Here is a 26980-nt window from a genome sequence, read left to right as displayed (position 1 = left end):
GGTTCACTCCTGGGTCTTTAGTGGGCTGTCCTGACCTGTTCACGACGTGGTTTGGCACGCAGATCCGAGTACTGGGCAAGAAGCTGGCGACGCTCCTGCTGCCATCGGCGTATCCTCACGCGGGCAGCGTGTGCCACCTCCTCGGTGAGGGCGGCAGCAAGTCTGCGCTTCCAACGACGTATCTCCCGCTCGATGACCCGCTGCCGCTGCGTGGCCTCGTACCCGCCCTCCGGGGTTGGTCTGCCCGGGCGGATCGAGGGGCTGGTCCCGGGAAGGTAGAGGCCCAGGGCGTGAGCGCAGTTTGGGTGCAGCAACCCCGCCTCCCTGGCCTGATCCAGGGTCCCCGCAACTCGCACCTGCACCTGCTCGTCCGTGACGGCAGAGAGCATCCAGTAGGTACCTGCGGGCAGGCCGTCGGTGGACAGGACCTTGCCCTCCCACGGTGAGCACAGAGGGCAGGAGTAGCCGTGCCCCGCGACAAGCACGAGGTGGTGCCCCACGGCAGCCAAGGTGTTGACGTGCCCCACGGTCATGGCGGCCATGATGCCGGTGCGTACGGCCATCTCAGCATAGGAATCCAAGCGCCATCGGCGTCCAGCCCTGTCGGTGAACCCAGTGATACCGTGGCGAGCGAACCGAGTCAGAGCGGTCTGCGCGGCGTCCGCCCTGGTCTGCGCGCTCAAGACGGTACCGGCACTGGCCTCGGCGACGACGTGCTGGTAGGCGTCCGTGACCGCCCTGAGCGCCACGGGCCTCATCCGGTACAGGTAGGCCATGGTGTCAGCAGCGATGACGGCGACGGCGTTCGCAGTAGCCGGAGGAAGGGTAGCGGGCAGGCCAGCCGCCTCCAGGTCGGTGACTGCCCGTCCCTGTCCCGCATCATGAGCCATGTTCAAGATGCTGTCCACCAGACGGGCTATGCCGTGTTCGGTGCGGCCCAGAACAACGTCGATGTGGCGACGTGCAGTCTCCAGCTCAGCGAGACGGGTGACAGCCCACTCGGGTGCACCGAGATCCTGATAGAGGCGGTCAGCAAGATATTCAATGATCCGCAGCTCGGCGTCGGCATAGTAGGCGGCGACCCGACTGGTGAGTACCTGCCACTCGAGGCCTGGAACAGTACCCACTCTACCTGGTCCTGTCATCGTCATAGTCAGGATGCCAGGTGGTGGGATCCTCGATCGGGGTGACCATCTCATCGCGGATAGCGGCAACCTCCGCGTCCACGGTGGAGGCGTCCCAGCTGGGGTGGAGAAGCTGGACACCGACCCTCATAGACATCAGGGATGCGTTCTTGACGGCGGCGATGCTCACGGCCTGCTCTAGGGGGTTCTCCTGAACGACCTCAGGGAATGTGACCGTGAGATCCACTGGTATGACTTGTTGTATGGCGAGCATCTTGGTCAGAAGGGCGGTCAGAGCCCGCTTCTCGTGGGCGGCCTTACGCCCTCTGGTGGTCAGGGTCCGCTTCTCCCTAGCCTTGACCTCAGTGGCCGTGATGTCGGTGTCCGAGGACTCCTGGAACGTGCCCAGGGAGAAACCGGCCTGGTTGATAATCGTCTCCGTCAGAGCCCGTACAGTCTGCTCGTGCTCGGTGACACGGATAGCGAACTGCACTTGCTCGATAGGCGTGTGCTCGCCCTTGTCAAGGACGTCAAGGGCAGTGAAGACCTCCTGGTCAAGATCCATCGTGTAGGGCTGGCCGCCGGTACCACCCTCCAGGACGCTGCGGGCTGCCAGGATCCGGGCCTTGCCCAGGCGCAGGTCACGCATCCAGGAGGACCACGTCTCATCAAGGGCGTCCATGAGGCTGGTGAGCCCGTCGATGTCGGAGCGGCCCAGATAGCGGCCTACCGGGTGCTTCCTCCAGGCCCGCTGGGGAGTAAGGTTAGGAACGTAGACGACGGCGAGGCCGGGAGTGAGGCCGCTACCTACCCACTCCCCAGTAGGGTCCACCTTTAGACTGGCGGTCTCCGGCCGGTCAGTGAGCGGTACCGGGCGACCCAGCAGGTTGTTGGCGCCCTCGTAGAGGGTGTGGCGGACGTGCCCGTACCCGCCCTGGTCGGTCCAGTGGTCTTCAAGATGACGCCAGACCACACCGGGGTGAGCAGAGTCGGTGAACTCACTGATAATGGTGGCGGCAGTAAGGCGGCCCCACTGGAAGACGGGGATGACCTCGTCGGGGCCGTGCGTAGTGACGAAGGGGCAGCCCTGGGTGTGGGTAGGATCCGTGGTAGCCCTGTGATAGCGGCCACCGAGGGCTGCTCCCAGTTCGGCGCCTCCCATCAGGGTGTCCGTGATTCCGTCCTCAATGTACTGGGTGATGAGGTCCTGGGCAGTGGGTACGGTGGTAGTGATAGTAGGCGGGTCGCTATAGAGGATGTCCGCGCTGGTGCGGGCGAGGTCGGAGGCGAGAGGCAGATGCAGGTCGCCACGGCTGGGCCTGTCGCCTTCAGGCAGAGGGCGGCCCCAGAAAGAGCGTGCGATCCTGCCGACGATGCCGCCCCGGTACTGAGACGGGTGGTTCGTGGGCCGACTAGTGGGTACGGCCATGGCAGAGCGTAGGGCCGCGGGGGTTCCGGTCCACCAGGCGTCCCACACGGTCATAGTGGCCCAGAGGTCAGCCATGGCTGGTGGCGGCCATGTCTGCCCGGGAGTAGGAGTCCACGGCTGAGACACTTGCATCCTCCCCCTTGTTTATCGTCGGCGGATGTGGGGCCGCCAGAGGGACTCCAGAGTCGCGACGGCGTAGCGCAGGGCGTCGCAGGAGTGGTCGGCGGTCTTGATAGGTCGGTCAACACCGACGGCGGTGGCTCTGGGGTCCCAGGAGTAGCCGGGGATCTCCCGAATGAGGGCTGTACAGCGGTCACTGATCCTGAGCCAGCCCTCGGACAGGCCTGTGGCTACCAGGGCGATCCCAGGAGCGATGTTGTTGACGGCGCGCTCGGTGCGTACCCCGTCGGCAGCGAGCTGGGCTCGGAAGGAGGCGGCGGCGGGGTCGAGGCAGATGTATCTGGGGGTCATGAGGAGCCCCTCGGTGTCCGTGGGTGGCAGGTGGGGGCAGGTGAGCCAGGTGCGGAGGGAGTTGGAGAGCTGTCCGTCGGTGTACCTGGTGGTCTCGGTGGAGTCTTCTCTCCACTCATCCACGGCGTAGAGGACGCCGTCGGTACCGAGGACGAGCATAATGGCGGCGGAGGCGTTGGTGGTGCCGTAGTCCACGCCGACGCCGAGGACGGCGCGTGTAGGTGGCAAGCTGTCGTGCGGGACGACGTGCTGGGTGGGATCCCACATGCTGTACACGGCGCCCTCGGCGCTCACCCACTCGCCCTGGATGAAGCGACGCCGCCATAGGCCGGTGAACTCGCGGCGTTTTGCCTCTACGTACTCAGGGGTGAGGGCGGGGTTGTCGTTCATCGTGAACTGGTAGTAGGCCCATCCCAGGGAGCCGGCCTTGTCGAGGTAACGGGTCTTGAGCCAGTGGGCTGGGCTGTCGGGGTTGGTGGTGGCGATGAGGGTCGCCCCAGGGACGCTGAGGCGGCCGGTAAGCTGTACGAAGAACGCCTCGGGCAGGAGGGTGGCTTCGTCAACGTAGGCGCCGGCGAGGGTGAGGCCGCGGATCTTGGACTCGGCCTGGGCGTCGTTGGCGCCTATGAGGTAGACCTTGCGGCCCATGACGGTGGCGGTGGTGGAGCGTGTGGTGACGTGGGTGACGATGCCGTGGTCCAGTTCGGCCAGTGGTTCGATGAGGTTGCGTTGGATCGTGTCCCGAGTCCTGCCGATCATCACCAGGGGTCCGGCGGGTGCCTTCTGGTCTATCCAGGTGGCCCAGGCGAGGAGCGTGCTGAGGGTTTTGCCGGAGCGGATCGCGCCGTCGAGGACGATGCTGCGGGCTGGTCCGTTGAGGATGGCGTGGATGACCTGCCCCTGTTTGACGGACAGGGGCATGGGCTTTACTCCTGGGTGTGGGTGGTGGCGAGGGTGGCTGCGTTGGCGGCGATGGTGGCGAGCAGACTGGAGGTGCGGCGGGTGTCGTCGGACTCGGTAGGTGGTTTGACTCCGTGGAGGAGCTCGATGCGGCCCATGATCTTCAGGCAGGTGTCTGTGGCGGCCTGATCGCCGTGCAGGGCGGTGGCCCAGTGGGCGGTGAGGAGCGCGTCGTAGCGTTGGAGTTCCAGGGTGCGGACCTGTTCGGCGGGTTCGCGGGTGATCTCCTTGAGGGCGTCCTGGACGTAGGTGTAGGCGGTGGAGCGGCTGATGCGCATCTGGGTGGCGATATCGCCGTAGGTGGCGCCGCTGATGCGGTGCTCGAGGGCCTGGCGGATGCGTTCACGGCGGTGTGCGTCGCGTCTGGTGCCTGCTGGGGTGCGGGTCTTCTTACCTCCCATGGTGTCCTCCTGGGGAAGCGATGGGCGGCTCATTTGCTGGTGGTCTGGGTTGGGAGCGCCCCCTACGACGTGGTGTCGTAGGGGGCGTTTTCGGCACACTGCTGGACGGCTTTATGGTACACGATGTGGGGGTCGTCTGTGCAGGGGTAGGCGGGCGATGATCGCCGTGTTCGCGTCACGTAGCCGGTATACGGTTCGTCTTCGGTCGTGGTACTTGGTCAGGACGCCGCGCTTGGCCCAGACCTCTAGCGTGTTGCGGGGGACGTCGGGGGCCCAGATGGTGGCAAGCTCTGTCATCTCCACGACGGCATCTGAGGGGACGGTGGCGGTGCGCATGGTGGGGCGCAGGATCCGCAGGAGGTAGTCCTTGTCCAGGCTGGTGTAGTCGGTAGGGAGGTAGGTGTCGCAGGTGTCGCAGAAGGCATGGTCGGAGCGGCCCTGGCGGCCTGTGGCGGCCTGTATTGTGCCGGGGCATCCTGGGACGGGGCAGGAGCCGAGGTTCTGGGGGGTGTGGCCGGTGAGGTGGGCGAGGGTGGCCCAGGCCTGGTGGATGGTGTCCTGGGTGGTGTCCCAGTCGCCGTCGTGCTCGGCCATCCACTCGCAGCGGGTGGCGAGGTAGGCGTAGACGGTGGGGGTGATGGTCTCGTCCAGCAGGGTGGCGACGGGGCGGGCGATGCTGGTCAGGAGGTCCTCGAGGCCGGCTTGGGTACGGACGCCGGTGGCGCCGTCCTCGTCGTGGTCCCAGGTCTGGTCGAGGTGGAAGGGGAAGTGGGTGGGGGTGGTGTGGGTGCGGCCTCGGGGGGTGTGAGGGTCGAGGACAGCGGTGCCTACGTCGGTGAGGAGTGGGGCCCACTGTGCGAGGTCGGTGAGTTCCATGATGGTGCGGTCGGTGGTGGCCATATGGGTTTCCTGTCTGGGGTTCTGTGTGTTCGGTGGTCAGTGGCTCGTGGGCTGTCGGGCTGCCCAGTGGGTGGTGAGGGTGAGGGCGGAGTCGAGGCTCATGCGGATGAGGGGGGTGAGGGGGGTGGTGTCCTGGGGTGCGGGGGCGTCGAGGAGAGTGAGGAGGGTGGTGAGGTCCATATGGGTGTCCCAGTATCCGCACCGGTTAGGGCTGTAACCGGCGCGTTTGGTGATGAGGAGTGCTGCTGTGGCACCGTGATTGTGGCGTTCGGTGATGGTCTGGTGCCACCAGGTCTGGATCTGGGTGGGGGAGGCGGTCTCGGCGGTGTGGCCGGCCTTGACCTCGGCGATGAGGCCGGGGTGAAGGCGGATGTCGCCGAGGTCTGTCGCGCCGTGGAGGGCGAGGCGTTCGGCGTGGGGGTGGCCGTGGGTGCGGGCGTAGCGGGTGACGGCGGTCTCGGCGCGGGTACCGATCTGTTTGGGGCGGTTTACCATCGTGGGGGTTCCTGGTCTTTGAGGTAGGGGATGGGCTGGTGGAGGTCGTACCCTGGCGTGGTTCTGGGGCGGGGTGGGATGGGTGTGCCGGGTAGGGTGCGGCCGCATTGGTGGGCTGGCGCGGTGATGTCGTGAGGTCCTGGAGTGGCCCAGGTGCCTGGGATGCCCGGCCAGGTGTGGTCCTCGGCTGTCCAACCTGTGGGGGTGGGGTGGAGGGTCCAGGTGGGTGTGTTGAGAATGATGGCGGCGGTGAGCCCTTGGGGGGTGAGGGCTGTGGGGTCGATGGTGTAGTTGGCTCCGCAGGGGTGGGGTGTGATGCCGGTGAGGACGAGGGTGTGGCAGTGGGGGCAGCGGGTGGTGTGGGTGCGGCCGTTAGCGAGGTGAGGGTGGATGCCGGTACGGGTCTCGATGGTGGTGGCAACAAGGGCTGGGATTGGGCGACGTCGGCGGGGCATGGCTTTCTTTCGTTACGGGAGGACGTTCTCGTAGGTGGCTTCGAAGGCGGCGGGGTGGAGGGGGTGGATTCCGCCTGCTGCGTCGTGGACGATGTAGTCGCCCGGCATGACGGTGGTATCGCCTGTGGGGGTCCGGATCATGAGGTGGCCGTCGACGGGACGGATCCAGATGCCGTGGTCGGCCGGGCCGCCATCTCGTGGGCGGAGGGTGGAGGGGGTCAGGGCGTTTCCGACTAGCCAGGGGCAGCCGTGGGCCTCCAGCCAATTCCAGACGGTGGCGGGGTCCTCGGTGCCCCACCGGACGGCCTCTACGACGGCGGGGCGGGTCCTGTAGATACTGATGGGCATGGGTCTGGTTTCCTTTCAGATCGTGGTGAGGTCGAGGGGGTCTGGGGTGGTGACGGTGAGGCCGGTGTAGAAGCGGCGTCCGTGGCTGGAGATCGTGCGGGTGCCGGTGCGGGTGCGTAGCTCGCGGCCGAGTGCCTGGGGGCTCATGGGGGTCTCGCCTTCGTTGGCGCACCAGGCCCGGTAGGCGACGATGACTTGGGAGGAGTGGGCGCGGGTCTGGTCGCCGCCGCCGACGGTGAGGCAGTCGGCGATGAAGCGGGTGAGGTGGTCCTCCTCCACGGCGTAGCTGGCGGTGGCCTGCTCCACCGAGGTGGGGGTGGTGATGCCCTGGGTGAGGGCGGTGCGGGCCCCGGTGGCGATCCAAGCGAGGACGCCGGGGGCCTCTTGGGTGATGATCCTGTGGGCGAGGTCGGGGTCTCTCCGGTCGGCTGGCACGGTGTTGGGGAAGTCGATGAGGCGTAGGCGTCGCCACAGGCTGACGCCTCCCTGTGTGATGCGGGGCTGGCTGTTGCCCATGAGGATGATGGTGTGGGAGGGGGTGAAGGTGAAGTAGTCGTGGTAGAGGTAGCGTGCGGTGATGCGGTCGCCGCCGGTGAGGGTCTTGACCTTGGCCTCGTCGAAGCGGTCGGTGATGTTGACCTCTGAGGCGACGACGAGGCGGGCTCCGGCGAGGGAGGCGATGGCTGAGTCGTCCTGACGACCTGCCATGAGGAAGGCGGCGGGTGCGGTGGTGGCGTAGTCGCCGAGGAGGGTGGTGGTGACGTCGAGGAGGACGGACTTGCCGTTGGCTCCGGCGCCGTGGAGGAAGGGTAGGAGGTGGAGGTTGCTATGTCCTGTGGCGGCGTAGCCGAGGAGGGTCTGGACGTAGTCGCGTACTTCGTGGCCTTGGGGGGTGTCGCCGAAGGTCTGGGTGAGGAAGGTGTCCCACATGGGGGTGGGGTGGGTGGGGTCTGGTGTGGTGGTGGTGATGCGGGTGCAGAGGTCTTGTGGGTCGTGTGGGTTGAGGGTTCCGGTGCGGAGGTTGAGGGTGCCGTCTGGGGTGTTGAGGAGGTCTGGGTTGGCGTCTAGGAGGTCAGTGGTTGTTGTGAGGTCTGGGATTGTGGCTGCTTGGGTAAGCATTGCTGTAATTCCTTTAGCTGATAGTGAGTATTTTTTGTGTGATTGTGCGGTTTTGTTATTTTCGGGGAGGTTTCGGGCGGTGGTCTTGGCGAGTTCGCGGGCTAGTCCGCCGGTGGTGGGTTGGATGCGCCAGCGGGTGCCGTCCCAGGTGGCCCAGCGGCCGCGGTCGGTGATGTGGCGGAGGGTGGTAGTGTGCTGTCGGGCGAGGAGGAGGGCGTTGGCGTCGTCGGTGTGGAGGAGTGTGGTGGCTGTGGGGGTGTGTGGTGTCTCTGGGTCGGGGTTGTTCTGTGTCGTGTTCCTGGTGGGGAGGTCGATGACGGTTGTGTCTGTGCTCATGCGGGCGGGTTCGCCGTAGCCTTGGTGGGCGAGGTGGCGGGCTGCTGCGTGCATGTCGCCTCCGTGGTTGAGGAGGGCGTAGGCGCCGAGTTTGGTGTAGGGGGTCTCTGGCTGGAAGTCGGTGCTGGTGGTGAAGACGTAGAGGCGGTCGCGGTCGTCGGCGTGGCCGGTGGTGGCTGAGATGCCGGTGGTCTTTCCTGGGCGGGTCCAGTAGGTGGTGGTGGCGTCCTCGTGGTGGATCCGCCATCCGTGGGGGGTGAGGATCTGGGGCCAGGTGGTGGTGGCCTCATAGCTGTCGCCGGGGGTCGTGCCCTCTTTCGTGCCTGCTGCTGGTGGCGTGGGGGCGGGTGGGGTGGGTGGTTGGGTGGGGGTGTGGAGGGAGCGGAATAGGTCGAGTACGGTGGTGAGCTCGTCGTCGGTGAGGGTGGGTGTGGTGGTGGGGCCTCCGGCCAGGAGGGTCCAGGGGCGTCCGGTGTGGTGGAAGGTGCCGGGGGTGGGGGCTATGACGGTGTAGCCTCCCTGTCCGCGGGTCTCGGCGAGGGTGACGGTCCTGCCCTGGTAGCCGTCGGCGTGGTCCTCCTGGGTTGCGGGGCGGGTTGCGAGTTTCTCGTTGCCGGGTGTGGGGCTGGTGGTGCGGACGTAGACGTGGATGCCGCCGGAGGGGGAGGACTCGAGCCAGCCGGTGAGGACCCTGGTCCACAGGGCGCTGGCGCCGTTATTGTTGGCGGTGGTGGTGAGGTCGGCGAGGTGGCTGGTGGCGCGGCCCTCGAGCTCGATCATGAGGAGGTTGCCGACGCCGGTGGCGACGGCGAGCCCGTAGCGACCTGGCTGGTCGAACCAGGTGTGGATCTGGTCGGTCGTGGCGGGGGTGGTCTGGTAGGGCTTCCAGGGGACGGCGGGGCGCTTGTCGCCGTTGGTGTCGGCGGGGCGGATGGGGATGGGGGAGTAGCCGGTGGCGTGGGCAGTGAGGGCGGCGGCGAGGACGGAGTTCGTGGTGGGTGTGGTGTCATGGCCTGTTGTGGTCATGGGTTCTCCTTCGTCTTGTCGCCGTTGGTGCGGGTGGTGTGGTGGGGCCGCCCGGCTCGGACGGGCTGCACGCCTTTTCGTGGGGCCCCTGGGTGGTCTAGGCGAGCCAGTCCTGGACCTGGGTGGGTGTGGTGGCGAGGGCGGCGGCGATCTGCTCGGTGGTGAGGCCGGTGGCGGCGAGGGTCCGGGCCTGGGTGGGGCGGGGGTCCGTGTCCGGGGCTGGCGTGGGGGCCTGGTAGGCGGGCTGTGGGGCTGGCGTGGGGGCCTGGGTGGGGCGGGGGTCCGTGTCCGGGGCTGGCGTGGGGGCCTGGTAGGCGGGCTGTGGGGCTGGCGTGGGGGCCTGGTAGGCGGGCTGTGGGGCTGGCGTGGGGGCCTGGTAGGCGGGCTGTGGGGCTGGCGTGGGGGCGCCCTGGGTGAGTGCCTGGTCCAGGCCCGCGGCGGCGCCTCTCTGGAACGTGTAGGCGTAGACCTTCGCAGGGGTGCCCATGGAGGAGGGGGTCGTGCCGGTGAGAGTGGCGGTCATGACGGTGCCGGGGATGAGGATCTCTGAGGCGCGGGTGGCTCCGGAGGCGCGGATGGCGTCACGCAGGGCCCGACCCTGGATGCCCCAGGTCTTGATGTAGACGGATCGGGTGCCGTCGTCGTCGGGGCCGTCACACAGGTTGGTCTCCAGGGTGATGACGACCTGCTGCTGGGGGCGGCCGTCGTCCCAGGTCCTGGGCTGCTTGGTGACGTAGTCCGTGATCTGCTGGAGGGTCGCGCTGGTGACGGTGCCGGTGACGGAGGCACCAATGGGGGTGTCCCGGTTGAAGAAGGAGCGTCCGCCGACGGCGAGGGCGGCGTCGATGGCGTCGAGGGGGTTGGTGATGGGGTTCATCTTCCTGTCTCCTTAGGCGGTGATCTGGTCGAGGGCTGGTGTGTAGTCGGGGTAGCGTTCACAGGAGCGGCACCCATCGGCGCGGGGGAGCTGGCTGATCCAGGCGTCTCGTGCCTGCTCGCCCACTACCTGGGCGAGGGTGGAGGCCTGCTGGGCGAGCCTGTCGGCGCGGTCCAGCACCCTCTGGGCGTGGTCGGGGTCGTGGGGGCGGTGGTAGACGTGCCCGCGGGCGAGGGTGGGGGCGTTGCGGGGGACGTACCAGATGCCGACCTCGGTGACCGGCATGCCCTGGTTGAGCCAGCCTGTACCGTAGAGGTCGATCTGTGCCTGGTAGGTCTCTGACGGTCCTGACGTCCTGGCGGCCGTGATCGTGGTGGGGCCGACGACCTTGAAGTCGATGACGGTGCCGGTGGGTACGTGGTAGAGGTCGCAGGAGCCGGTGATGGGTACGCCTCCTACCCGGCCGACGGTGACGGTCTGCTCGCTCAGCCACTCCGCGCCTGTGCCGTCTGTGGCGCGTCGGGTGATGACCTCCTGGATGAGGAGGTCGGAGAACATGGCGTGGACGGCTGTCCCGACCCCGGGGTACCAGGACGGGCTGCCGGTGTGCTCCTCCCATCCTGCGAGCTTCGCGGCGAGGCAGTGGTCGCAGGGGGTGCCCAGCTCGGAGGGGCCGATGCGCCTCTGGAGGGACCGGGGGGAGTGGGAGAGCCGGTACTCGATGATGTTCCGGACCTGGGTGAAGGCGGTCTCGGCGCCTGCTCCTGTGTAGGGGGCGAGGTAGTCGCCGTAGAGGTCGTGGTCCATGCCTGCCGGGGTCGGGGTGGGAGCTGGTGGTGTGGTGGTCACTTGATGGTCACCCTCGGGGAGCCGGTGCGGGTGAAGGAGGTCAGGGCGTTGGGGGCGAGGGTGTCCCTGACGGCCTTGGTGCTGATCCTGTGGGTGTAGAGGTCGGGGTGCTCGTCGTAGGGGTAGGCCATGGTCAGGGCCTTGATGTTGAGCGTGCCGGGTGTGGTGACGGTGATCTTGACGTCGCCGACCTGTGTGGTGCCCTTCGGGGCGAGGGCGGCGATGGCGGTGGTGATGGTGTCGAGCTCTGCCCTGGTCTCCTCGAGCTTTTCCCTGAGCCTGGTGTAGCGGGTGGTGAGGTCGGTGAGGGTCATGATCTGATCGGCGGTCAGCATGGCGTGGTGGGCCTTTCGGTGGACTGGTGGGTGAGGTGGAGGTCTCCGGCGTTGACCGTGAGGTCCCAGGTGGTGGTGCCGAGGAGGTCGATAGTGGTGTGGTCGGTGACTTTTGCGGAGGGGGCCAGGAGGTCGCGGGCTGTGGTGACCTGGTGGCGACTGGTCAGGCCGATGGTGAGGTCTCCGTCGGGGGTGAGGGTCATGTGTCTGACGTGTACGTGGTGGCGTAGGAGGGTGTGGATGTGGGTGAGGGCCTTGGTGGGGGTCATGGTCTGGTCTCTCCATGGAGGAGGACCAGGGCTGACAGGATGGCGAGTGCCAGTCCCACTGGGTGCACGTACCCGCTGGCCAGGCCGGCTGTGAGCAGGGCTGCTGCTGCGGCTGCGCCCCATGTGGCTGCCAGGTGGTGTCCTCTCACGGCTGTTCCTTGCTGCGGGTGTTGCGGCGGGCTCTCATGGCCCTGGCGCGTGGGCTCCTAGGGGCCGTGGCCTGGGCGGTGCGGTGACCTGGTGGGCCTGGTGGGCCTGCTGGTGTGGTGGTGCGGGTCCGGGCCTGGATGTAGTCGGCGAGCGCCTGGGGGGTGGTGCGCCAGCCAGCGCTCCCCTCCTTCCAGCCGATGATGTCGCCGGCGGCGAGGCGGCGGCGTGTGGTGCCCGTGGTCAGGCGCAGGAAGCGGGCTGCCTCCTCCAGGCTGACGACAGGGGGGAGGCCGGCGAGGGACGTCATCGTTCGTCCCCGTCCAGGGCCAGGCAGGTGGTGCACACGCTGGTGGACGGGGGCTCACCGGTCATGTCCTGCCCGCACCTGGGGCAGTAGCCGATGTCCAGGCCGCCGTCGTAGCCGCGGTCGTAGTCGTAGGGTGGCATCATTCGTCCTTCTTCAAGGGTTTGCGGGCGTGGGTGGTCTCCGTGAGCTGGGAGGTACGGGTAGCGCCTCCCGCTCAGGGCGTCGTGTGCTGCCGTCCAGACGGAGCCCAGGAGGTTGTCCGCTCCGACGACCTCGATCTCCTGGTCCTCCGTCTCGGCCAGGCGCTGGATCTGGGTGAGGGCGTCTCGGAGGAGGTTCACCTGGTCGAGCAGGAGGTCGATGTCGTCCTCCGCCGCACGGGCCAGGCGCACCACCTCCTCGATGCTCCGGCCGTGCCACCCCTGGCCCCACACGACGTCGCGGCGGCGCACGTGGCGGGCCCATACCCGGTCCGGGCGCCCCCACCCAGGCGGTACGGCGCTCATGAGAGGGCCTCCTCGGCGGCGTTGGTGGCGGCCTGCCAGGCGCGCAGCGCCGTGTCAATCACGGTCCGGTCATCGTCCGGCAGGATGACAGGCACCGGCAGGCGCAGACGGATCTCGACGACCACGCTCACCGGCCCTCACCCCTCTCACGGCCGGTGAGGGACATGGCTGACTCTGCGCGGCGGAACAGCTCAAAAGCTGGGATCTGGAGCGCCGTAGCAACGGCGAGAAAATCTGGCACTGTGATGACGCGACGTCCGTTGAGCTTCTCAGACAGGTTCTGTCTACGCATGCCAGCCCTTCGGGCTAGGGCGCTGGTCGTGAGGCCCTGCCGAGCAGTCTCGGCGCGGATCTCAGCGACTAGGGCAGCTGGTGTGGGCATGTTGGGGTCCTCTCGTCGACTTGGTGGCAAGAGGGGACAATCGGCGCATGGGATCACGAAGCCTCGCTGTCACGCAGATCGACCGCTGCGTCCTCGTCTTGCTTGAGTCGGCTCGCACCGGCGCTGGACTCTCTGTTCGCGCCCTTGCGGAACGGGCAGGAGTGGCAAGGACTCGGGCAAACGACGTGCTCCGTGGGGATCGGCCGATGACTCTTGGCGAGTTCGTCGCGATCGTGAGGGCGCTGGGCCTTGCGCCTGTCGAGGTGCTGCGTGAGGCCGAGGCGCAGCTGATCACAGAAGCTAGAGTGAGCAATCTCATAGAAGAGGAGGGGTCGGAAGAGGCCGCGCGCTCGCGGCCTGACGTGGTGCCCATGAGGCGCCGCGGGACGCTCGGTCGGGGGCTGCCCCTGGTGGACGCCCCCGCGGACCTGGGGGAGTGGGACGTGGCCGCCCACGACCCGGGGACGAACCCGGAGGCCGAGACCGAGGCATTCGGCGCCCTGTAGGCAAACCAAGAGGGGGACGTCGCTAAGTGGGGTTACCCTCACGCCGTGAGGCCGTCCCTGGAGGCCCTCGTGGGCGAGTGCGCGCGGTACCGGCTGACCGTGGTCGAGGCGTACCTGCCGGGGACGCTACGGGGCCTGTACGTGCCCGCCGAGGGGCGGATCTACCTGCGGGCGGGAATGCCGGGCTGGGCGGCCGTGCCGACCCTCATGCACGAGCTGTACCACGTGGAGCGCGGGGATGCCGGCCACCAAGGGCGCGGGGTGGAGGCCAGGATCGACAGGCAGGTGGCCTGTCGTCTGCTCGACGTCGGCCGGTACGCGGCCGCCGAGGCCGTGGCCGGTCCCGCCGTAGGAGCCCTCGCCGCAGAGCTGGAGGTACCCACCTGGGTCGTCGTCGCCTACCAGGACGCGCTCAGACGGGCGGGAAGGCGGGAGCGCGACGCTCCTGGCGCATAGGAGCTACCCCTGGAGGCGGAAGCCTCCGCACCCCTGTACGCGGACGGAGTACGCGCCAGCCGGGACGGTCATCTCTACCCGGAAGGCGCCTGCGTGGAAGCCGTTGTCCAGGATCTCCCCGGCGGGATCCAGCGCCTCCCAGTAGCAGGCCTGGAAACCGGTCGTGCTCTCGGCGACGTAGGTGCCGACCTGGATGTCCGTGCCGACGTGGTGCAAGCCCGCGTAGACCAGTCGGCCTGCCGCCACGTCCGCATGGTCCTGCTCGCCCTGCGTCATCATCGTCTGGACGGTGGCCGCGTCAGGGTGGTCCGGGCACAGGAGCAGCAGGGCTGAGGCCTCGTCTACCTGGGGCCTGCTGAGCGAGGTCATGGTGTCCGGGTAGCCGAGGCGTGGGCGTGCGCACTGGGCGTACATCGCTGCGAGTGCCCGTCCCCCGGAGGCCTTTACGGCCTGCTCCTCAGCGGCGAGGAGGACGGTGCCGGCCGGGGGTGCCTTGGTGGCCTCGCAGGAGGTCAGGGCGTGTCCTGAGGTCCAGGCGTCGGTCAGGGTACGGAAGAAGAGCCTGCTGGAGTAGTTGCCGTCTGCTTGGCAGGAGAGATCGACGGCTCGCTGGGACGGCGAGGTTGGCAGGGGCTCGGGTGTCGGTGTGGGCCTGGGTGCGGCCGACCGCGACGTAGACGTGGAGGGGGAGGGTGATGGTGTCGTGGTCGTGGTGTGGTGGGCGGTGCCGCACGCGGTGGTCAGGGCGAGGGCGGCCAGGAGGACGGTGGTGGCGCGTACGGTGCGCATGGGCCGGGTCTTCCTCGGTAGAGGACGGGCTGTGTAGGGTACCTGGATCGTACCGCGGGGACCGTGCGCAGGTGCCTCGGCTGGCTGGGACCGGGGGGCTGGTGACCCGATGGCATGGGACCAAGGTCCGGGCACCGATTTGGGCACCGATTTTTCGTTGGTATCACGCCGAAAGGTCCAAGTCGGGCACAGATCGGGCACCGATTTCCGAAAAAACTGTGCCCGACTTTTCAGCGTGATACCAACAAAAAGTCGCACCGGGCACCGAGGGCACCGATTTTTCGGAAACTTTCCCTATACGCGCGCGCGCGTGAGAGAAACTTTCCCAGCGAGGGCCATATCGGTGCCCGTTCCGACCTTTCGTTGGAACGACGCCGAAAAAACTGTGCCCCGATCGGTGCCTGGCCCCGATCGGTGCCCGCCTCCCTGAAAAGGGGTTTCCGAAAAATCGGTGCCCTCGGTGCCCGGACTTGGACCTTTTGGCGTGATACCAACGAAAACCCTGGGTCGGTGCCTGGCCCCGATCGGTGCCCGCCTCCCTGAAAAGGGGTTTCCGAAAAATCGGTGCCCTCGGTGCCCGGACTTGGACCTTTTGGCGTGATACCAACGAAAACCCTGGGTCGGTGCCTGGCCCCGATCGGTGCCCGTCTCCCTGAAAAGGGGTTTCCGAAAAATCGGTGCCCTCGGTGCCCGGACCCCAGGACACCTCCCGCCCCGGCCAGGGCGGGCATCTAAGGCAGTAGCTGGTCCGGGCCCCGAACCCCGCGAACAAGTAGGACCAAGGTCCATGTCATGGTGCGTGGTAGCAGCGACTCGCCACCACGACCAAGGCACCACTGCCCCAGACAAGGGCTACCGTGTACCCCACCCCGCAGCCCGGCACCCCCGTACCCCACCTGCCCGCGCCCCAGGACCAGGGTGACCCGAGCGCGTCATCCGAGCAGGAGCACACCACCCATGGCGACACGAAACGTCAACCGGACCGTCCGGTTCCTCGAGGTCAAGGTCATCGACCGCGACGAACACCCCGTACCCGGCAAGGCGGACCAGATCTTCGATCTGGTCCACACCCACTGCATGGCCGCACCCTCCCCGGAGCACCGCAGCACACGACGTAACGGCCTGGACTACACCGGGTGGGCGAGTACTGCCGACGTCGTGGGGAAAGACTTCCTCATCGTCGGCAAGAAGCGCTCGCCCGTGGACAACCCCAGCCTCACCGTGGGCGCCGACATGCCACAGCCCCTCGTCCTCAAGGGACTTCTCATCGAGCAGGCCTACGTCGCGCACCTGTCCCACTCCCCCTACATCGCGGTCATGGGTACGTCAGGCAGCCCCCGCCCCGCCGCCATAGCGGACTGGATGACCCATGTGTCCAGACTCGGTGACGCCAACCTCGAGGTCCGTCTGCTCCCCGTGATGCGCAAGGACGCCAGGGAGAAGCTGAGGCGGGCGCATGGGGCCCTGGGGTTCACCGTCAAGGTCCCGGTCAGCGTAGACGGGTCAACAGGAGTCATAAAGCGGGTACTCGAGGCAAGCAGAGGTATGGCTGGCGGAGAGGGGGACGTGACCTTCTCCTTCAGTCTCGGACACCACAAGAAAGGGCGGGACAGCGAGTCCCAGCTCCTTGACGAGGTCGTAAGGCTATCCGAGCTACCCGGCGCTCAGAAAGCTACGGCACGTCTGCTCGTTGACGACTGCGAGAGCACCAGGACGGAGGTGGTGGACTTTATTAGTGACAGGCTCACAGCGCGGGCGGTGATCCAGTGCGACGACGGAACGCCTTTGTCTCACGAGGAGGCCTTGCGTGCGCTGACGCAGGCAATATGGGATAATAGAGAGTACCTGAGTTCCTGATCGGACACGCTAGGAGGTCACAAGTGAGCCGACCCGACGTAAGCAAAATTGCCGACAACCCCTTCCTCCTCGCTGGTGCCAGCCTCCTGCCCCCGCTGGCGCACCTGGTTTCATCAGTCTTGACGCAGGCTCCGATAAGAAGGCCAGAAGGTTTCAACGATATTGTCAACGGGGTCCTGACCGCCGCAGGGTTTCTTGCCTCTATAGCCGGTATCACCAGCGCGTTCCTGCTCTCCGAGCGTGGTCTCGTCTTCCGTAACCTGCGTAAGCAGTTCGGCAAGTCCCTCTCTCGTCAGGTACTCAGCCTGTTCGGCCTCCCGACAATGACAATGCTCTTCGCGATCACCACGCTCCTCCCGGTGCCCGGGGGAGTGGCTGTGCTTCTGCTTGAGGCGTGCGGTGGACTCCTTCTGACCAGTACGAGCTACCAGTTCCTCTTCCTGTGGATCTGTGTGCAGGCGAGCAGCACGCAGGATCGCGATGAGGAGAACCAGGCGGCTTTTGACAACGTCGCGCACCTCCCGCTGCATCGCAGGAGCGAGGGGTGAGGCACCTCGGCACCCATCGTGTCACGTGACACGCGGTACGCCCGTCGTGTCACGTGACACGCAGAAGGCGCGAGACAGGCGGGCGAGGACGCTACGCGGAGGGGCCTAGACGCACGGACCTTCCGGCGCCACCACCACGAAAACCGTGGTACCCTGCGGTTGTCGCGGTCCCCCGCTTGCGGGGTTCGAATCCCCCTAGCTCCACAGGCTCCCCGTCCTCCCGGCGTCCTGCCGGGGTGGTTTGTACCAGGTATCGTCTTGTTGGTAACGTTCCGGTGTACTTCCCGCCGTGCCACACAGGAGACGGACATGCAGGAGTGGACCCCGACAGGTACCGGGTACGAGCTCACGATCCGCGACGGCGCCGTGGTGGCTCGTAACGCCAGGGGCAGGGTCCTGGCCACCGTACCGCCCAAGGCCAGGGACACGGAGGCCTATGAGTCCCTGGCCGCCCTCCTCGACTTCCTGCGCACCCACGACGCCGAGGTCGGGGAGCAGGTGGAGCGCTGGTTCCTGCGCTCCCTGCCCGTGCCGCGCGTCCTGCTGACCCAGGTCTGGGCCGACGAGGCCTGGCGCTCCTGGCTGACCGACACCGTCGTCCTCACTGAGGAGGGCCAGACCGGGTTCCTGCGGGCCGCCGACGACGAGGGCCTCGGCGTCGTCGACCTGGACGGTGAGTCCCTGCTCCTGACGGCCGACCGGGTCCTCATCCCCCACCCGGTGCTGCTGCCCGAGCTGGAGGAGATCCGTGCCTTCGCCGTCGAGCTGGGCGTGACCCAGCGCCTGGACCAGCTCTTCCGTGAGATCCACCGCCTGCCCTCCCCGCCACCGGATCCGGAGGTCAGGACCCTGGAGACCTGGGCCGGCGGGGAGTTCGACCAGCTGCGCTTCGCCGCGGCACGGGCCGTCAGCAAAGGGTTCAAGATCTCCGGCGGCTATGCCACCACCACCGTCTGGGAGAACGGCCACCAGGTTGTGGCCCGCTACTGGATCGGTGTGGACAACCCCGACTACGAGACCAGCACCGGCGAGCTGTACTGGGAGAGCGAGGACGCCGTCCTGCCGGTGGCCAGTGTGGGGCCGGTGGCCTACTCCGAGGGAGTGCGCATGGCCGGGCTCATCTACGCCGGACGCACGATCGAGGTGGAAAAGTGATTAGTGATTCTGTGGTTGTTGGTTGTGGTGGTGTGGCTTTGAGTAGTGGGGGTGGTGGTGTGTGGTTTGTGGCTCGTTCTTATTCTTGTGGGGTGTTGGGTGATCGTCGTGTGGTGAGGTTGGTGTCGGAGTCTTTGGTGGGTGTGGAGGATGCGTTGTGTGGTGTGGTTGGTTTGGTGGGTGTGGGTTGTGTGCGTGTGGGGTTTGGTCGTGGGAGGGTGGTGGGGTTCCCGGGGTGGGTGGTGGTGCACGACCCGGAGGGTGCGGGTCTGGCGCTGGGTCTGGTGGGGGACCTGGGGCGGGTGGCGCGTCTGGCGGGTGCGCGTCCGGGTCGGGCGATGGGTGTGGTGGAGGAGGTGGCTGGTGTGCTGGGTGGGTGCGCGCCGCACTTCCTGCCGACGTTCCTGGAGGAGGGGGCGCGGGTGTTCCTGGGGGTGGGGAACAGGGTGTGCGCGGCGCGGTTGTTCTCCTTGGCGCGGGAGGCCGAGCGGGTGCACGGCCTGGTGGTGGACGAGGAGCGTGACCGTGAGGTGTTCCTGGAGTTCGCCCTGGCGGGGGCGGTGGGTGCCGGGGAGATGGGGCGCCTGGCGCGGTCCCTGCCGGGGCGTGCCACCCCGGGTGAGGCCCTGGAGGCGTTCCTGGGGCTGAACGTGGAGCGGGTGCGTGGGGGGATGCCTCCCTACGCGTCCCTGGGGGCGGACCTGGGTCGTCTGGCCGTGGCCGCGGGCGTGGACCCCGGGCAGGTCCAGGCCCGCCTGCTGACAGCCCTGCTGCCCCTGCCGGCCACCTCCCGGGCCCCGGCAGGCTTCTGGAGGACCCACCACCAGACCCTGACCACCCTGACCCACACCAACCCCCAGGCCAGGCGCCTCCTGGAGGACCTGATCCGCTCCAACCCCCGGATCCGCCGCGCCCTGGCCGACGACCCCGGTCCCGGCCCCCGGGCGCAGGCCGCCCCCGGCCCTACCGGGCAGGCGGCCCCGGCCCCCTCGTCCGTGGAGCCCGACGCCTTCGTGGTCAGCTGGGCGCAGCCCCGGGCCGGCAGCCGCACCCCCACCCGGGCCGACATCCTGGCCCTGGGCCGGACCATGCACGGCCAGCCGACCCCCATGGGCTACATGGGCAAGCTCGTCCTCGTGGCGGTCACCCACCCCGAGGTGCTGCTGGCCTGCGCCGCCATGCCCAGCCACTGCGCCGCCGTGCCCGGCCAGAGGCCCGACTGGGTGCGTGGTGCGGCCGCGCTCCACGCCGCCCTGGCCGACGCCGGCCTGGTGACGCCACGGACCACGGCCTACTCCTTCACGTTCCCCCGTGGCGCCGAGCCCTACGCCCGCGGCACCCGGGTGGGTGACGACCAGGCGACGGGGACGGTCATTGACACGAGGCTGTCACGGATCAACCAGGACGAGTTCACGGTGTGCACGGTCCTGTCCCTGACCGGGACGGTACCCGCCCGTGTCGGCCCCTACCCGACGACCAGGCTCATGGACTCCTCAGGGGTGGGGGCCGACGCCGTCAGCGACGCCTTCACCCACCTCCTCCGCCAGGGACCGCCCCCGTGGGACCCGCGTCGGGCCGAGGCCCTGGCGCAGGGCACCGGCTGGTCGGTGGCCGCCGCCCAGCTCCTGCTGACCGAGATCCCGGCGATGCTGTGGAACTGGCCGCGCGCCGTCCTGGAGGACCTGCGCAGGCGCCTGCACCTGAGCGCGGCCCAGGCGCAGGGGGCGTCCGGCTTCCTGAGCCACCTGGACCCCGCCCTGCTCGTGGGCATGATCGGCGCCGGGGCGGCCGACCCCGCGCGGGTGGTAGCCCAGGGCCTGGACGCGGAGGCCATGGCCGACTACTGGCGGGCGCACCGCGCGGGCTGGGTGGTCCTGCCCGACGTCCTGGCGCCCGAGGCCCTCACCGTCATGGGGCGGGAGGCCGACATCGACCTGTACGCCCTCATGCGCCGGGGCGTGGACCAGCGTACCCGCCTGGAGCCCCTGCTGTGGCTGGCCTCCCGCCTGGAGCGCGACCACCCCGCCCGCCCCTGGCTCGCCGACCAGCTCGAGGTGCTCAAAGGGAGCTGGCGTGAGCGCTCCTGGCAGGTCCGGGTCGATGACGGCGCCCAGGCGTGCGCCGTCCTGGGACTGCCCCCGCGTGCGGACGGCCGGGTCGGCGACGGGCGCACCGGCGGGGCGTGGACTCTCACGGACGGGCGGGCAGGCCACCTGGTGTGGGAGCCCGCCAAGGTGACCGACTGGCGGGCCGAGGCCGCCCGGGTGGCCGCCCTGGGGGAGCTGGCGGACTACCTGCACGCTCCCGTCGTCCTGCTCTCCGGGCGCTGCGACGAGCTCGTCGCCGACCTGCGTGTCGCGGGGACCGGCGCCGGCCAGGACCCGCTGGCCAGCGCCCCCCAGGTGGTGGCCGACGTCTCCGCGGCCCTGGGCCTGGGAGCTGACGCCGCCCGCTACTGGCTCCAGCTCCTGGCCCTGCACCACCCCGCCGACCGGCAGGTGAGGTCCTGGAACCACTGGGGCGCCGCCCGGCTGCGCCAGGCGGGCGCCGACCTGCTGGCCCGGGGCCTGGTGGTGGAGGCCAGGCGGGAGCGCGCGGGCCGGAGCCTCTTCTTGCCCGGCGGGTGGATGCCGGCCCGGGCCCCCCACCATCCGATGGAGGCGTGGAAGGCGCCCCTGTACGATCTCGACCGTAGCGACCGCGTGCGCCCGCGCCTGGCAGCCGTCCTGCCCCTCCTGCCGCTGGGGCAGGTCTTCGCCGGTGCGTGGCGGCGCTACCGTGACGGGGACCGCCCCGGCTACACCGAGCCGAGCACCCAGACCAGGAGACGTTGATGGAGCAGCAGGTCCCGCCACCAGAGGTCCTCTACGCCAAGGAGCTGGAGCGCCTGGCCCAGGAGACCGGCCCGCGCCCCCCGGGCTGGAGGCTCACCCCCCAGGCCGTGGTCGCCTTCGTCTGCGGCTCACCACGACTGCACGTCAGCCGCAAGTTCGTCGGCGACGTCTCCCTGGTGGAGCGCTGCGTGGTGACCCTGGCCGGGCAGCGGGCGCTGCTGCTCGTGGGCGAGCCCGGCACCGCCAAGTCCATGCTCTCCGAGCTCCTGGCCGCCGCCGTCTGCGGCACCAGCGCCCTGACCGTCCAGGGAAGCGCCGGCACCACCGAGGACCAGCTGCGCTACGGGTGGAACTACGCCCAGCTCCTGGCCGCGGGACCCGCCCCGGAGGCCCTGGTGCCCTCCCCGGTCATGGCCGCCATGGCCAGCGGACGGGTGGTCCGGGTGGAGGAGATCACCCGCTGCCTGCCGGAGGTGCAGGACGCCCTGGTCTCCGTGCTCTCCGAGCGCCGCCTGGCCGTCCCCGAGCTCGGCGACCACGCCGTGGCCGCCCGCCCCGGGTTCTGCCTCATTGCCACCGCCAACCTGCGCGACCGGGGCGTGAGCGAGATGAGCGCCGCCCTGAAACGCCGTTTCAACTTCGAGGCCGTGGAGCCCATCGCCGACGCCGACGCCGAGGTCGAGCTGGTGCGGGAGCGCACCCGCCGGGCCCTTGAAGGCGTGGGCGCCCCCGCCAGCGTGGACGACGTCGTCGTGCGGACCCTGGTCACCGCCTTCCGGGACCTGCGCGGGGGCGTGAGCCAGGAGGGGTGGGCCGTGGAGCGGCCCTCGACCGTGCTCTCCACCGCCGAGGCCGTGGCGGTCTCGGAGTCCATCGCCCTGGCCGGGGCCTTCTTCCCCCACGCCCGCGACGGCCTGCGCCTCGTCCCCGGCCAGCTGCTGGGGGCCGTGCGCAAGGACGACCCCCAGGACGGGGCCCGCCTGCTGGCCTACTGGGACGCGGTGGTCAGGCGGCGGGCCGAGCAGGGCAGCCCCAGCTGGGTCCAGCTGTGGCAGCAACGCCACGTGCTCGAGACATGACCGACCCCGCCGGAGTCGTGGACCGGCTGGTGGCCAGCCGGGAGCCCTACCTGGTGGGCGTACGCCACCACTCGCCCGCGCTGGCGGCCGTCCTGCCTGCGCTCCTGGAGGAGGCCGACCCCCAGGTCCTGGCCATTGAGCTGCCGTCCCAGGCCCGGGGGTGGCTGGGCTGGCTGACCCACCCCCGGGCCCGCGCCCCCCTGGCCCTGGCCTTCTCCCACGAGGGGGACATGGCCTTCTACCCCATGGCCGACTTCTCACCCGAGCTGGTCGCCCTGCGCTGGGCCCGCGACCACGGTGTCGAGGTGGACTGCATTGACCTGCCCGTGGGGGCGGCACACCCCGAGGATCCCGGCGGCCTCAAGGAGGAGGACGAGGAGGGCGCCCGGTCCGAGGAGCCGGGGGGCGCCCTCTGGCAGGCCCTGGCCCGGCGGGCCAGGGCGCGCACCGAGGACGCCGAGGAGATCTGGGACCGGCTCGTGGAGGCCCACGCCCCCGGATCCACTCCCGGGCAGGTGCGCACCGCCGCCCTGGCCCACGGCTGGGCCGCCCGCTGCCGGGCCGGGCGCCCCGACGCCCTCACCCTGGCCCGTGAGGAGTCCATGCGCCGCCGGACCGCCCGCCACCTGGCCGCCGGCAGGCGCGTGGCCGCCCTCGTCGGGGCCTTCCACGCCCCGGCGCTGCTCGACGTCGTCGGCTACCAGGAGGCGGAGGGGACTGAGGACCCTGACGGGGTCGTCGGCTGCGTCGTGGCCTACGGCTTCGCCCAGCTCGACTCCCGCTCCGGCTACCCGGCTGGTATCCGCGACCCCGCGTGGCAGCAGCTGGTCGTCGACTCCGGCCTGGATCCTGAGCGGATCAGACAGGACACCACCCAGGTCGTGACCCTCGTCACCCGCGGGCTGCGTGACGCCGGGCACCCGGCCGGGCCCGGTGAGGCCACCGCCACCGCCCGCCTCGCCCTGGACCTGGCCACCCTGCGGGGCCTGGGCGCCCCCTCACGCCGTGAGCTCATTGAGGCCACCACCTCCGTGCTCGCCCAGGGCGAGGTCCTGGGACGCGGGCGGGCGGTCGCCTCGGTCCTGGAGGACGTCCTCGTCGGTGACAGACGCGGCTCCCTGGCCCCCGGGACCCCGCGTGCGCCCCTGCGCGACGCCGTCGTCGCCGAGCTGGAGCGCCTGGGACTGCCCGTGGACCGGCCCCGCACCCTCACGCTCGCTCCCGCCCGGGGAGGACGTGAGCTGGAACGCCACGTCCTGCTCCACCGCCTGCTCACCGGAGGCAGTGGCTACGGGACCTGTGAGGACCCCCGCAGCTGGCGAGGGGCCCCGAGGGTCACCCTGACCTGGCATCTGGCCTGGAGCGCCGCCACCGAGGCCGGTATCGAGCTGGCCGCCCCTCGCGGACTCACCCCCGAGCAGGTGGCCACCAGCACGCTCATGACCCGGCCCCTGCCCGACACCCCCGCGCTCCACCGCCTGCTGACCGACGCCGCGCAGTGCGCCAGCACCCCGGCCCTGGAGCGGGCCCTGGACCACCTCGCCCCCCAGGTGGCGCAGGTCGGCTTCACCGACGCCGTCGCCCTGGGCGGCACCCTGGCCGACGTGGCCCTGGCCCGCGTGCCCGGGGCCGGCCTCCTGCCCCAGGACGTACGCCGGCGGGCCGGGCTGCTGCGTCAGGAGCTCACCGGCGCCGCACTGCGGGAGCTGGCCGGCCTGTCAGGATCGGACCGGCTGGAGGACGCCGCGGCCCTGGCCGCCTTCGCCACCGAGGCGGCCGACCACGAGCTGGGCCTGTCCCACGCCCTGGCCCACCTGACCACCCACGGCTCCCCGCTCATGCAGGGGGCCGCCTCAGGGCTCCTGCTCGACGCCCCCGGCCAGGACGACCTCTCCCGGCGCCTCGTCTCCTGGCTGAGCGCCCCCACCGCCCAGGCCCGTCACGACCTGCGCCGCAGACTGGCGGGACTGCTGGTCACGGCGGGCAGCCGCCTGGAGACCGCCACCGCCACCCGGGCCCTGGTGGAGGAGGTCTCCACCATGGCCGACGCCGAGTTCGTCGCTATCCTGCCCGCCCTGCGCGGCGGCTTCGACGTCCTGGCACCCGAGGACCGCGAGCGCCTCCTGGCGGACCTGGCCCACCAGCTCGGCCCGGCCCCCGCACTGGTCCTCAGCCTTAAGGACACGGTCGCCGCCGCCCGCTACGACACCCGGGCCCGCCGCCGCCTGGCCCAGCTCGGGCTGGCCGACCTGGCCTTCTCCCCGGCCCAGCGCTGGCGTATGGTGCTCGGCACGCAGCAGCACCGGCTCCCCTCCCGGGGGCGGCGTATGGCCTCCGCCCTGGACGAGCTCTACGGGCGCCGTCCTGAGGGCCTGGACCCCGGGCGCCGCTCTGAGGACCTGGACCCCGGGCACCGGTCTGAGTGCCGGGGCCCCTCCCAGCTGGGTGCGCGCCAGTGGCGCGAGGAGATCGAGGTGCTCTTCGGCCACGACGCCGTCGAGGAGATCCTGACCCAGGCGGCGCAGGCGGGCCGGGCTGACGTCCTGGAGTCCCTGGACCCGGCCGAGGTACGTCCCTCCGTGGAGCTGCTCACCACCGCCCTGTCCCTGGTCGGCTCCCTGCCCGAGGCCCGTCTGGCCCGCCTGCGTCCCCTGGTGGCGCGCCTCGTGAGGGAGCTGACCCAGACGCTGGCCGTCCGTCTGCGGCCCGCGCTGACGGGCCTGTCCGGGGCCCGCCCCACGCGCCGCCACGTGGGGCGGCTCGACCTGCCCCGCACGCTGAGGGCCAACCTGCGCCACGTGGTGCCCCTGGACGGGCGGGCGCAGGTGGTCCCCGTCCACCCGGTGTTCCGCCAGCCGGTGGCCAAGGAGGCGGACTGGCACCTCATTGTGGTGGTGGACGCCTCCGGGTCCATGTCCCGCTCCGTGGTCTTCTCCGCCCTGACCGCCGCCGTCCTGACCGGCGTGCCCTGCCTGGAGGTGACCTTCCTGGCCTTCTCCACGGAGGTGATCGACTTCTCCGGGTACGTGGACGACCCCCTGGCGCTGCTGCTGGAGGTCCGTGTCGGGGGCGGTACCGACATTGCCGGGGCCATGGAGGTGGCGCGTTCGCGGGTGCGGGTGCCCGGCCGCACCCTGTGCGTGCTCGTCTCGGACTTTGAGGAGGGCGGGTCGGTGGCGCCGCTGCTGGAGCAGGTCGAGGCCATGCACGCCGCCGGGGTGCACCTGGCGGGGTGCGCGGCCCTGGACGACGCCGGGGTGGCGGCCTACAACGTCGGCACGGCCCGGCAGCTTGCCGCGGCCGGCATGCGGGTGGCGGTCCTCTCGCCCCTGGACCTGGCCCGGTGGGTGGGTGAGGTGGTACGCGGATGAGGATCGACCCGGCCCTCCAGGCGGCCACGGTGGACGCCCTGGCCCCCCGGGTCCGGCGTCGTGTGGACGCCCTCCTGGCCGACCCCCCTGAGCTGGGGGAGGTGGTGCGTCTGGGGAGCGCCACGGTGAGGGTGGCGCAGGCGGAGGTGGTCAGTGAGCCCGGGCAGATCGCCTGCGACTGCCTCCTGGCGCCCGCCTGCGCCCACCGCGCCGTCGTGGCCCTGCTGCTCCCGCTCGCCGAGGCCGGCCAGCCCAACCAGGCCGGCCAGCCCAGCCAGACCGGTCGGGCCGGGCCGGGGGCGGTCCCTTTGGGCCAGCCCGGTGCCGGGGAGGCGGCCCGTGGGGGGCGGGGCCGCGGGGAGGGGCGGGGAACAGCCGGGGGCGGGCTCAGCCAGGGGCAGCGGGAGGTGCGCGCCTGCCTGCTGGGCCACCTGGCCCAGGTCCTCCAGGTCGGTGTGGTCAGGGTCCCTGCCTCCCTGCGCTCGGCCCTGGCCAGCGACCTGCACGCGGCGCGGGTCCACCGCCTGCTGGTGGCCGAGAGGGCCCTGACCGCCTTCCTGACAGGCCTGTCGGACCCCTCCCAGGAGCGGGTGGAGGCCCTGGGCGCCCTCCTGGGCAACCTCTACCGGCTCGGGCGGGCCGATAAGGCCGGTCAGGTGGGCCCCGACCTGCTGGGGCGGGCCCGGGCCGCCTACCACGAGGTCGGGGGCCTGGTCCTGAGCCCCCTGGCTGCTGAGCCGGTCCTGACGGCCTCGGGCTTCGCCGGTGCCGAGGTCACCTACGTGGACGCTGCCAGCCGGTCCTGGACCCTGAGCCGGGTGCGGCCCGGCGGGGCGGACACGGTGGCCCGGCGGTACCGGGCTGGGGAGGACTGGGGCGGGGTCGAGGAGTCCCTGGCGGTCCTGTCCCGGCACGTGCTGGTGGTCGGTGGGGCGCGGGCCAGCGCGGAGGGGCGCCTGGGCGGGGGCGCCTCGGTGCGGGTCGCCGTCCAGGGGCCCTGGCAGGGGTGGGGGCGGGTGGGCGTACCGGGCCTGGTGGTCGTGGAGGGGCACCCCACCGGGGGCGACCGGGCCGGGTTGGAGGTCGACGGCGTCCGGCTGGGTCTGGGGCGTGCCGCCCGCGCCCTGGGGGCGGGCCCGGCCACGGAGCTCTTCGGGCGGGTCCGGGACGCGCGGGTGCGCTGCCTGTGCCGTCAGGGGCAGGCCGGCCTGGAGCTGCTGGGTATGGGTGCCAGGCCGCCGATCGTCCTGCCTGAGGAGCTGGGCGGGGTGTGGTGGCCGGGCCTGGACCGGGTGGGCCGCGGCTGGGTCGTGGGGGAGCTGGGGCCCCCTGAGCCCGCGGGCACCGGGGAGGGGACCCGGGACTGGGACCAGGAGGTGCCCTCCGTGACCCAGGTGACCGGCCGCTGGCTCAGCCGGGTCCTGGAGGCCGGGGCCGTGGTCCTGGCCTCGGACTACCTGGGGCGGGACGTGGCGTGGCTGCGCGCGGCCGGGGCGCCCTTCGCCGCTGAGCTCCTGGATGGCCTGGCCCGGGCGAGCCAGGAGGGCAGCCGTCGTTTTGACGGCGCCTGGGTCAGTGACCCGGTGGCCCTGGTGCGGGCCTGGCTGGCGCTGGCCGAGTACTGACGCCGGTGCCGGGTCGGTGCC

25 protein-coding genes are annotated in these 26980 nt (G+C 70.2%); 9 read left to right on the top strand and 16 right to left on the bottom strand.

The genetic code is table 11. The features are described 5' to 3' along the window. Positions 1-17: 17 nt before the first annotated feature. From JJJ15_RS01970 to JJJ15_RS13350, 15 genes are all read right to left on the bottom strand, one after another. The gene (locus JJJ15_RS01970; protein WP_200511277.1) at positions 18-1127 is read right to left on the bottom strand and encodes a phage minor capsid protein; all 1110 of its coding nucleotides are present in this window, start codon (positions 1125-1127) and stop codon (positions 18-20) included. A 1-nt stretch (position 1128) separates the two neighbouring features. Beyond that, positions 1129-2628, bottom strand: coding sequence for a phage portal protein (locus tag JJJ15_RS01965; protein WP_200511276.1), 1500 nt, complete (start codon positions 2626-2628; stop codon positions 1129-1131). A gap of 69 nt (positions 2629-2697) precedes the next feature. After that, positions 2698-3945 carry a PBSX family phage terminase large subunit gene (locus tag JJJ15_RS01960; protein WP_200511275.1) on the bottom strand — a complete coding sequence of 416 codons (1248 nt, stop codon included), beginning with the start codon at positions 3943-3945 and terminating at the stop codon, positions 2698-2700. 5 nt (positions 3946-3950) lie between these two features. Then, positions 3951-4385, bottom strand: coding sequence for a hypothetical protein (locus JJJ15_RS01955; protein WP_200511274.1), 435 nt, complete (start codon positions 4383-4385; stop codon positions 3951-3953). Between the two features lie 111 nt (positions 4386-4496). Further along, positions 4497-5285: a hypothetical protein gene (locus tag JJJ15_RS01950; RefSeq protein ID WP_200511273.1), complete on the bottom strand. Its 789-nt coding sequence runs from the start codon at positions 5283-5285 to the stop codon at positions 4497-4499. 36 nt (positions 5286-5321) lie between these two features. Then, positions 5322-5780 carry a hypothetical protein gene (locus JJJ15_RS01945; RefSeq protein ID WP_200511272.1) on the bottom strand — a complete coding sequence of 153 codons (459 nt, stop codon included), beginning with the start codon at positions 5778-5780 and terminating at the stop codon, positions 5322-5324. Positions 5781-6247: 467 nt separating this feature from the next. Then, the gene (locus JJJ15_RS01940) at positions 6248-6583 is read right to left on the bottom strand and encodes a hypothetical protein (protein WP_200511271.1); all 336 of its coding nucleotides are present in this window, start codon (positions 6581-6583) and stop codon (positions 6248-6250) included. Between the two features lie 15 nt (positions 6584-6598). Continuing rightward, the gene (locus JJJ15_RS01935) at positions 6599-9064 is read right to left on the bottom strand and encodes a phage/plasmid primase, P4 family (RefSeq protein ID WP_200511270.1); all 2466 of its coding nucleotides are present in this window, start codon (positions 9062-9064) and stop codon (positions 6599-6601) included. Positions 9065-9161: 97 nt separating this feature from the next. Beyond that, on the bottom strand, positions 9162-9941 hold the full coding sequence (locus JJJ15_RS01930; RefSeq protein ID WP_200511269.1) for a hypothetical protein: 780 nt from the start codon (positions 9939-9941) through the stop codon (positions 9162-9164). Positions 9942-9953: 12 nt separating this feature from the next. Continuing rightward, a complete protein-coding gene (locus JJJ15_RS01925; protein WP_200511268.1) occupies positions 9954-10790 on the bottom strand; it encodes a hypothetical protein in 837 nt (278 codons plus the stop codon). Beyond that, a complete protein-coding gene (locus tag JJJ15_RS01920; RefSeq protein WP_200511267.1) occupies positions 10787-11125 on the bottom strand; it encodes a hypothetical protein in 339 nt (112 codons plus the stop codon). Before JJJ15_RS01920 ends, JJJ15_RS01925 begins: the two co-directional genes overlap by 4 nt. Next, on the bottom strand, positions 11119-11394 hold the full coding sequence (locus JJJ15_RS01915; protein ID WP_200511266.1) for a hypothetical protein: 276 nt from the start codon (positions 11392-11394) through the stop codon (positions 11119-11121). The genes JJJ15_RS01920 and JJJ15_RS01915 overlap by 7 nt, the downstream gene beginning before the upstream one ends. Before the next feature lie 145 nt (positions 11395-11539). Beyond that, on the bottom strand, positions 11540-11851 hold the full coding sequence (locus tag JJJ15_RS01910) for a hypothetical protein (protein WP_200511265.1): 312 nt from the start codon (positions 11849-11851) through the stop codon (positions 11540-11542). Then, positions 11848-12357: a hypothetical protein gene (locus JJJ15_RS01905; RefSeq protein WP_200511264.1), complete on the bottom strand. Its 510-nt coding sequence runs from the start codon at positions 12355-12357 to the stop codon at positions 11848-11850. The genes JJJ15_RS01910 and JJJ15_RS01905 overlap by 4 nt, the downstream gene beginning before the upstream one ends. Continuing rightward, a complete protein-coding gene (locus JJJ15_RS13350) occupies positions 12354-12488 on the bottom strand; it encodes a hypothetical protein (RefSeq protein ID WP_281433030.1) in 135 nt (44 codons plus the stop codon). The genes JJJ15_RS01905 and JJJ15_RS13350 overlap by 4 nt, the downstream gene beginning before the upstream one ends. A 298-nt stretch (positions 12489-12786) precedes the next feature. On the opposite strand from JJJ15_RS13350, the gene JJJ15_RS01900 reads away from it, so the two are divergent. Then, entirely contained in the window at positions 12787-13245 is a 459-nt protein-coding gene (locus JJJ15_RS01900; protein WP_200511263.1) for a helix-turn-helix transcriptional regulator, read from the top strand. 45 nt (positions 13246-13290) lie between these two features. Beyond that, positions 13291-13701 (top strand): hypothetical protein, encoded by a 411-nt coding sequence (locus tag JJJ15_RS01895; protein WP_200511262.1) that lies wholly within the window; start codon positions 13291-13293, stop codon positions 13699-13701. Between the two features lie 3 nt (positions 13702-13704). On the opposite strand, the gene JJJ15_RS01890 is transcribed toward JJJ15_RS01895, so the two are convergent. After that, positions 13705-14490 carry a hypothetical protein gene (locus tag JJJ15_RS01890; RefSeq protein WP_200511261.1) on the bottom strand — a complete coding sequence of 262 codons (786 nt, stop codon included), beginning with the start codon at positions 14488-14490 and terminating at the stop codon, positions 13705-13707. Positions 14491-15447: 957 nt separating this feature from the next. Between JJJ15_RS01890 and JJJ15_RS01885 the strand changes: the two genes are divergently transcribed. The 7 genes from JJJ15_RS01885 to JJJ15_RS01855 all read left to right on the top strand — a co-directional run bounded on the left by JJJ15_RS01885 (position 15448) and on the right by JJJ15_RS01855 (position 26959). Continuing rightward, the gene (locus JJJ15_RS01885) at positions 15448-16347 is read left to right on the top strand and encodes a hypothetical protein (protein ID WP_200511260.1); all 900 of its coding nucleotides are present in this window, start codon (positions 15448-15450) and stop codon (positions 16345-16347) included. 23 nt (positions 16348-16370) lie between these two features. Then, positions 16371-16895 (top strand): hypothetical protein, encoded by a 525-nt coding sequence (locus tag JJJ15_RS01880; protein ID WP_200511259.1) that lies wholly within the window; start codon positions 16371-16373, stop codon positions 16893-16895. A 309-nt stretch (positions 16896-17204) separates the two neighbouring features. Then, on the top strand, positions 17205-18050 hold the full coding sequence (locus JJJ15_RS01875) for a DUF4132 domain-containing protein (RefSeq protein ID WP_200511258.1): 846 nt from the start codon (positions 17205-17207) through the stop codon (positions 18048-18050). Positions 18051-18268: 218 nt separating this feature from the next. Then, positions 18269-20884, top strand: coding sequence for a hypothetical protein (locus JJJ15_RS01870; RefSeq protein WP_200511257.1), 2616 nt, complete (start codon positions 18269-18271; stop codon positions 20882-20884). Further along, a complete protein-coding gene (locus JJJ15_RS01865; protein ID WP_106109273.1) occupies positions 20884-21963 on the top strand; it encodes an AAA family ATPase in 1080 nt (359 codons plus the stop codon). The genes JJJ15_RS01870 and JJJ15_RS01865 overlap by 1 nt, the downstream gene beginning before the upstream one ends. Continuing rightward, positions 21960-25334 carry a DUF5682 family protein gene (locus JJJ15_RS01860; RefSeq protein ID WP_200511256.1) on the top strand — a complete coding sequence of 1125 codons (3375 nt, stop codon included), beginning with the start codon at positions 21960-21962 and terminating at the stop codon, positions 25332-25334. The genes JJJ15_RS01865 and JJJ15_RS01860 overlap by 4 nt, the downstream gene beginning before the upstream one ends. Further along, a complete protein-coding gene (locus tag JJJ15_RS01855; protein WP_200511255.1) occupies positions 25331-26959 on the top strand; it encodes a hypothetical protein in 1629 nt (542 codons plus the stop codon). The genes JJJ15_RS01860 and JJJ15_RS01855 overlap by 4 nt, the downstream gene beginning before the upstream one ends. The last annotated feature ends 21 nt before the right edge of the window (positions 26960-26980 follow it).

The organism is Actinomyces sp. HMT897 (genome assembly GCF_016626125.1).
Taxonomy (GTDB): domain Bacteria; phylum Actinomycetota; class Actinomycetes; order Actinomycetales; family Actinomycetaceae; genus Actinomyces.
This window is presented reverse-complemented; position numbering and strand designations above follow the sequence as displayed.

Bases quoted from the DNA above. Each gene is read 5' to 3' on its own strand.
- JJJ15_RS01955 (WP_200511274.1), bottom strand. From the start codon at position 4,385: ATGGGAGGTAAGAAGACCCGCACCCCAGCAGGCACCAGACGCGACGCA.
- JJJ15_RS01915 (WP_200511266.1), bottom strand. From the start codon at position 11,394: ATGACCCCCACCAAGGCCCTCACCCACATCCACACCCTCCTACGCCAC.
- JJJ15_RS01860 (WP_200511256.1), top strand. From the start codon at position 21,960: ATGACCGACCCCGCCGGAGTCGTGGACCGGCTGGTGGCCAGCCGGGAG.
- JJJ15_RS01865 (WP_106109273.1), top strand. From the start codon at position 20,884: ATGGAGCAGCAGGTCCCGCCACCAGAGGTCCTCTACGCCAAGGAGCTG.
- JJJ15_RS01855 (WP_200511255.1), top strand. From the start codon at position 25,331: ATGAGGATCGACCCGGCCCTCCAGGCGGCCACGGTGGACGCCCTGGCC.
- JJJ15_RS01920 (WP_200511267.1), bottom strand. From the start codon at position 11,125: ATGCTGACCGCCGATCAGATCATGACCCTCACCGACCTCACCACCCGC.
- JJJ15_RS01945 (WP_200511272.1), bottom strand. From the start codon at position 5,780: ATGGTAAACCGCCCCAAACAGATCGGTACCCGCGCCGAGACCGCCGTC.
- JJJ15_RS01940 (WP_200511271.1), bottom strand. From the start codon at position 6,583: ATGCCCATCAGTATCTACAGGACCCGCCCCGCCGTCGTAGAGGCCGTC.
- JJJ15_RS01950 (WP_200511273.1), bottom strand. From the start codon at position 5,285: ATGGCCACCACCGACCGCACCATCATGGAACTCACCGACCTCGCACAG.
- JJJ15_RS01885 (WP_200511260.1), top strand. From the start codon at position 15,448: ATGGCGACACGAAACGTCAACCGGACCGTCCGGTTCCTCGAGGTCAAG.
- JJJ15_RS01910 (WP_200511265.1), bottom strand. From the start codon at position 11,851: ATGACGTCCCTCGCCGGCCTCCCCCCTGTCGTCAGCCTGGAGGAGGCA.
- JJJ15_RS01965 (WP_200511276.1), bottom strand. From the start codon at position 2,628: ATGGCTGACCTCTGGGCCACTATGACCGTGTGGGACGCCTGGTGGACC.
- JJJ15_RS01935 (WP_200511270.1), bottom strand. From the start codon at position 9,064: ATGACCACAACAGGCCATGACACCACACCCACCACGAACTCCGTCCTC.
- JJJ15_RS01905 (WP_200511264.1), bottom strand. From the start codon at position 12,357: ATGAGCGCCGTACCGCCTGGGTGGGGGCGCCCGGACCGGGTATGGGCC.
- JJJ15_RS01890 (WP_200511261.1), bottom strand. From the start codon at position 14,490: ATGCGCACCGTACGCGCCACCACCGTCCTCCTGGCCGCCCTCGCCCTG.
- JJJ15_RS01875 (WP_200511258.1), top strand. From the start codon at position 17,205: ATGCAGGAGTGGACCCCGACAGGTACCGGGTACGAGCTCACGATCCGC.
- JJJ15_RS01960 (WP_200511275.1), bottom strand. From the start codon at position 3,945: ATGCCCCTGTCCGTCAAACAGGGGCAGGTCATCCACGCCATCCTCAAC.
- JJJ15_RS01930 (WP_200511269.1), bottom strand. From the start codon at position 9,941: ATGAACCCCATCACCAACCCCCTCGACGCCATCGACGCCGCCCTCGCC.
- JJJ15_RS01900 (WP_200511263.1), top strand. From the start codon at position 12,787: ATGGGATCACGAAGCCTCGCTGTCACGCAGATCGACCGCTGCGTCCTC.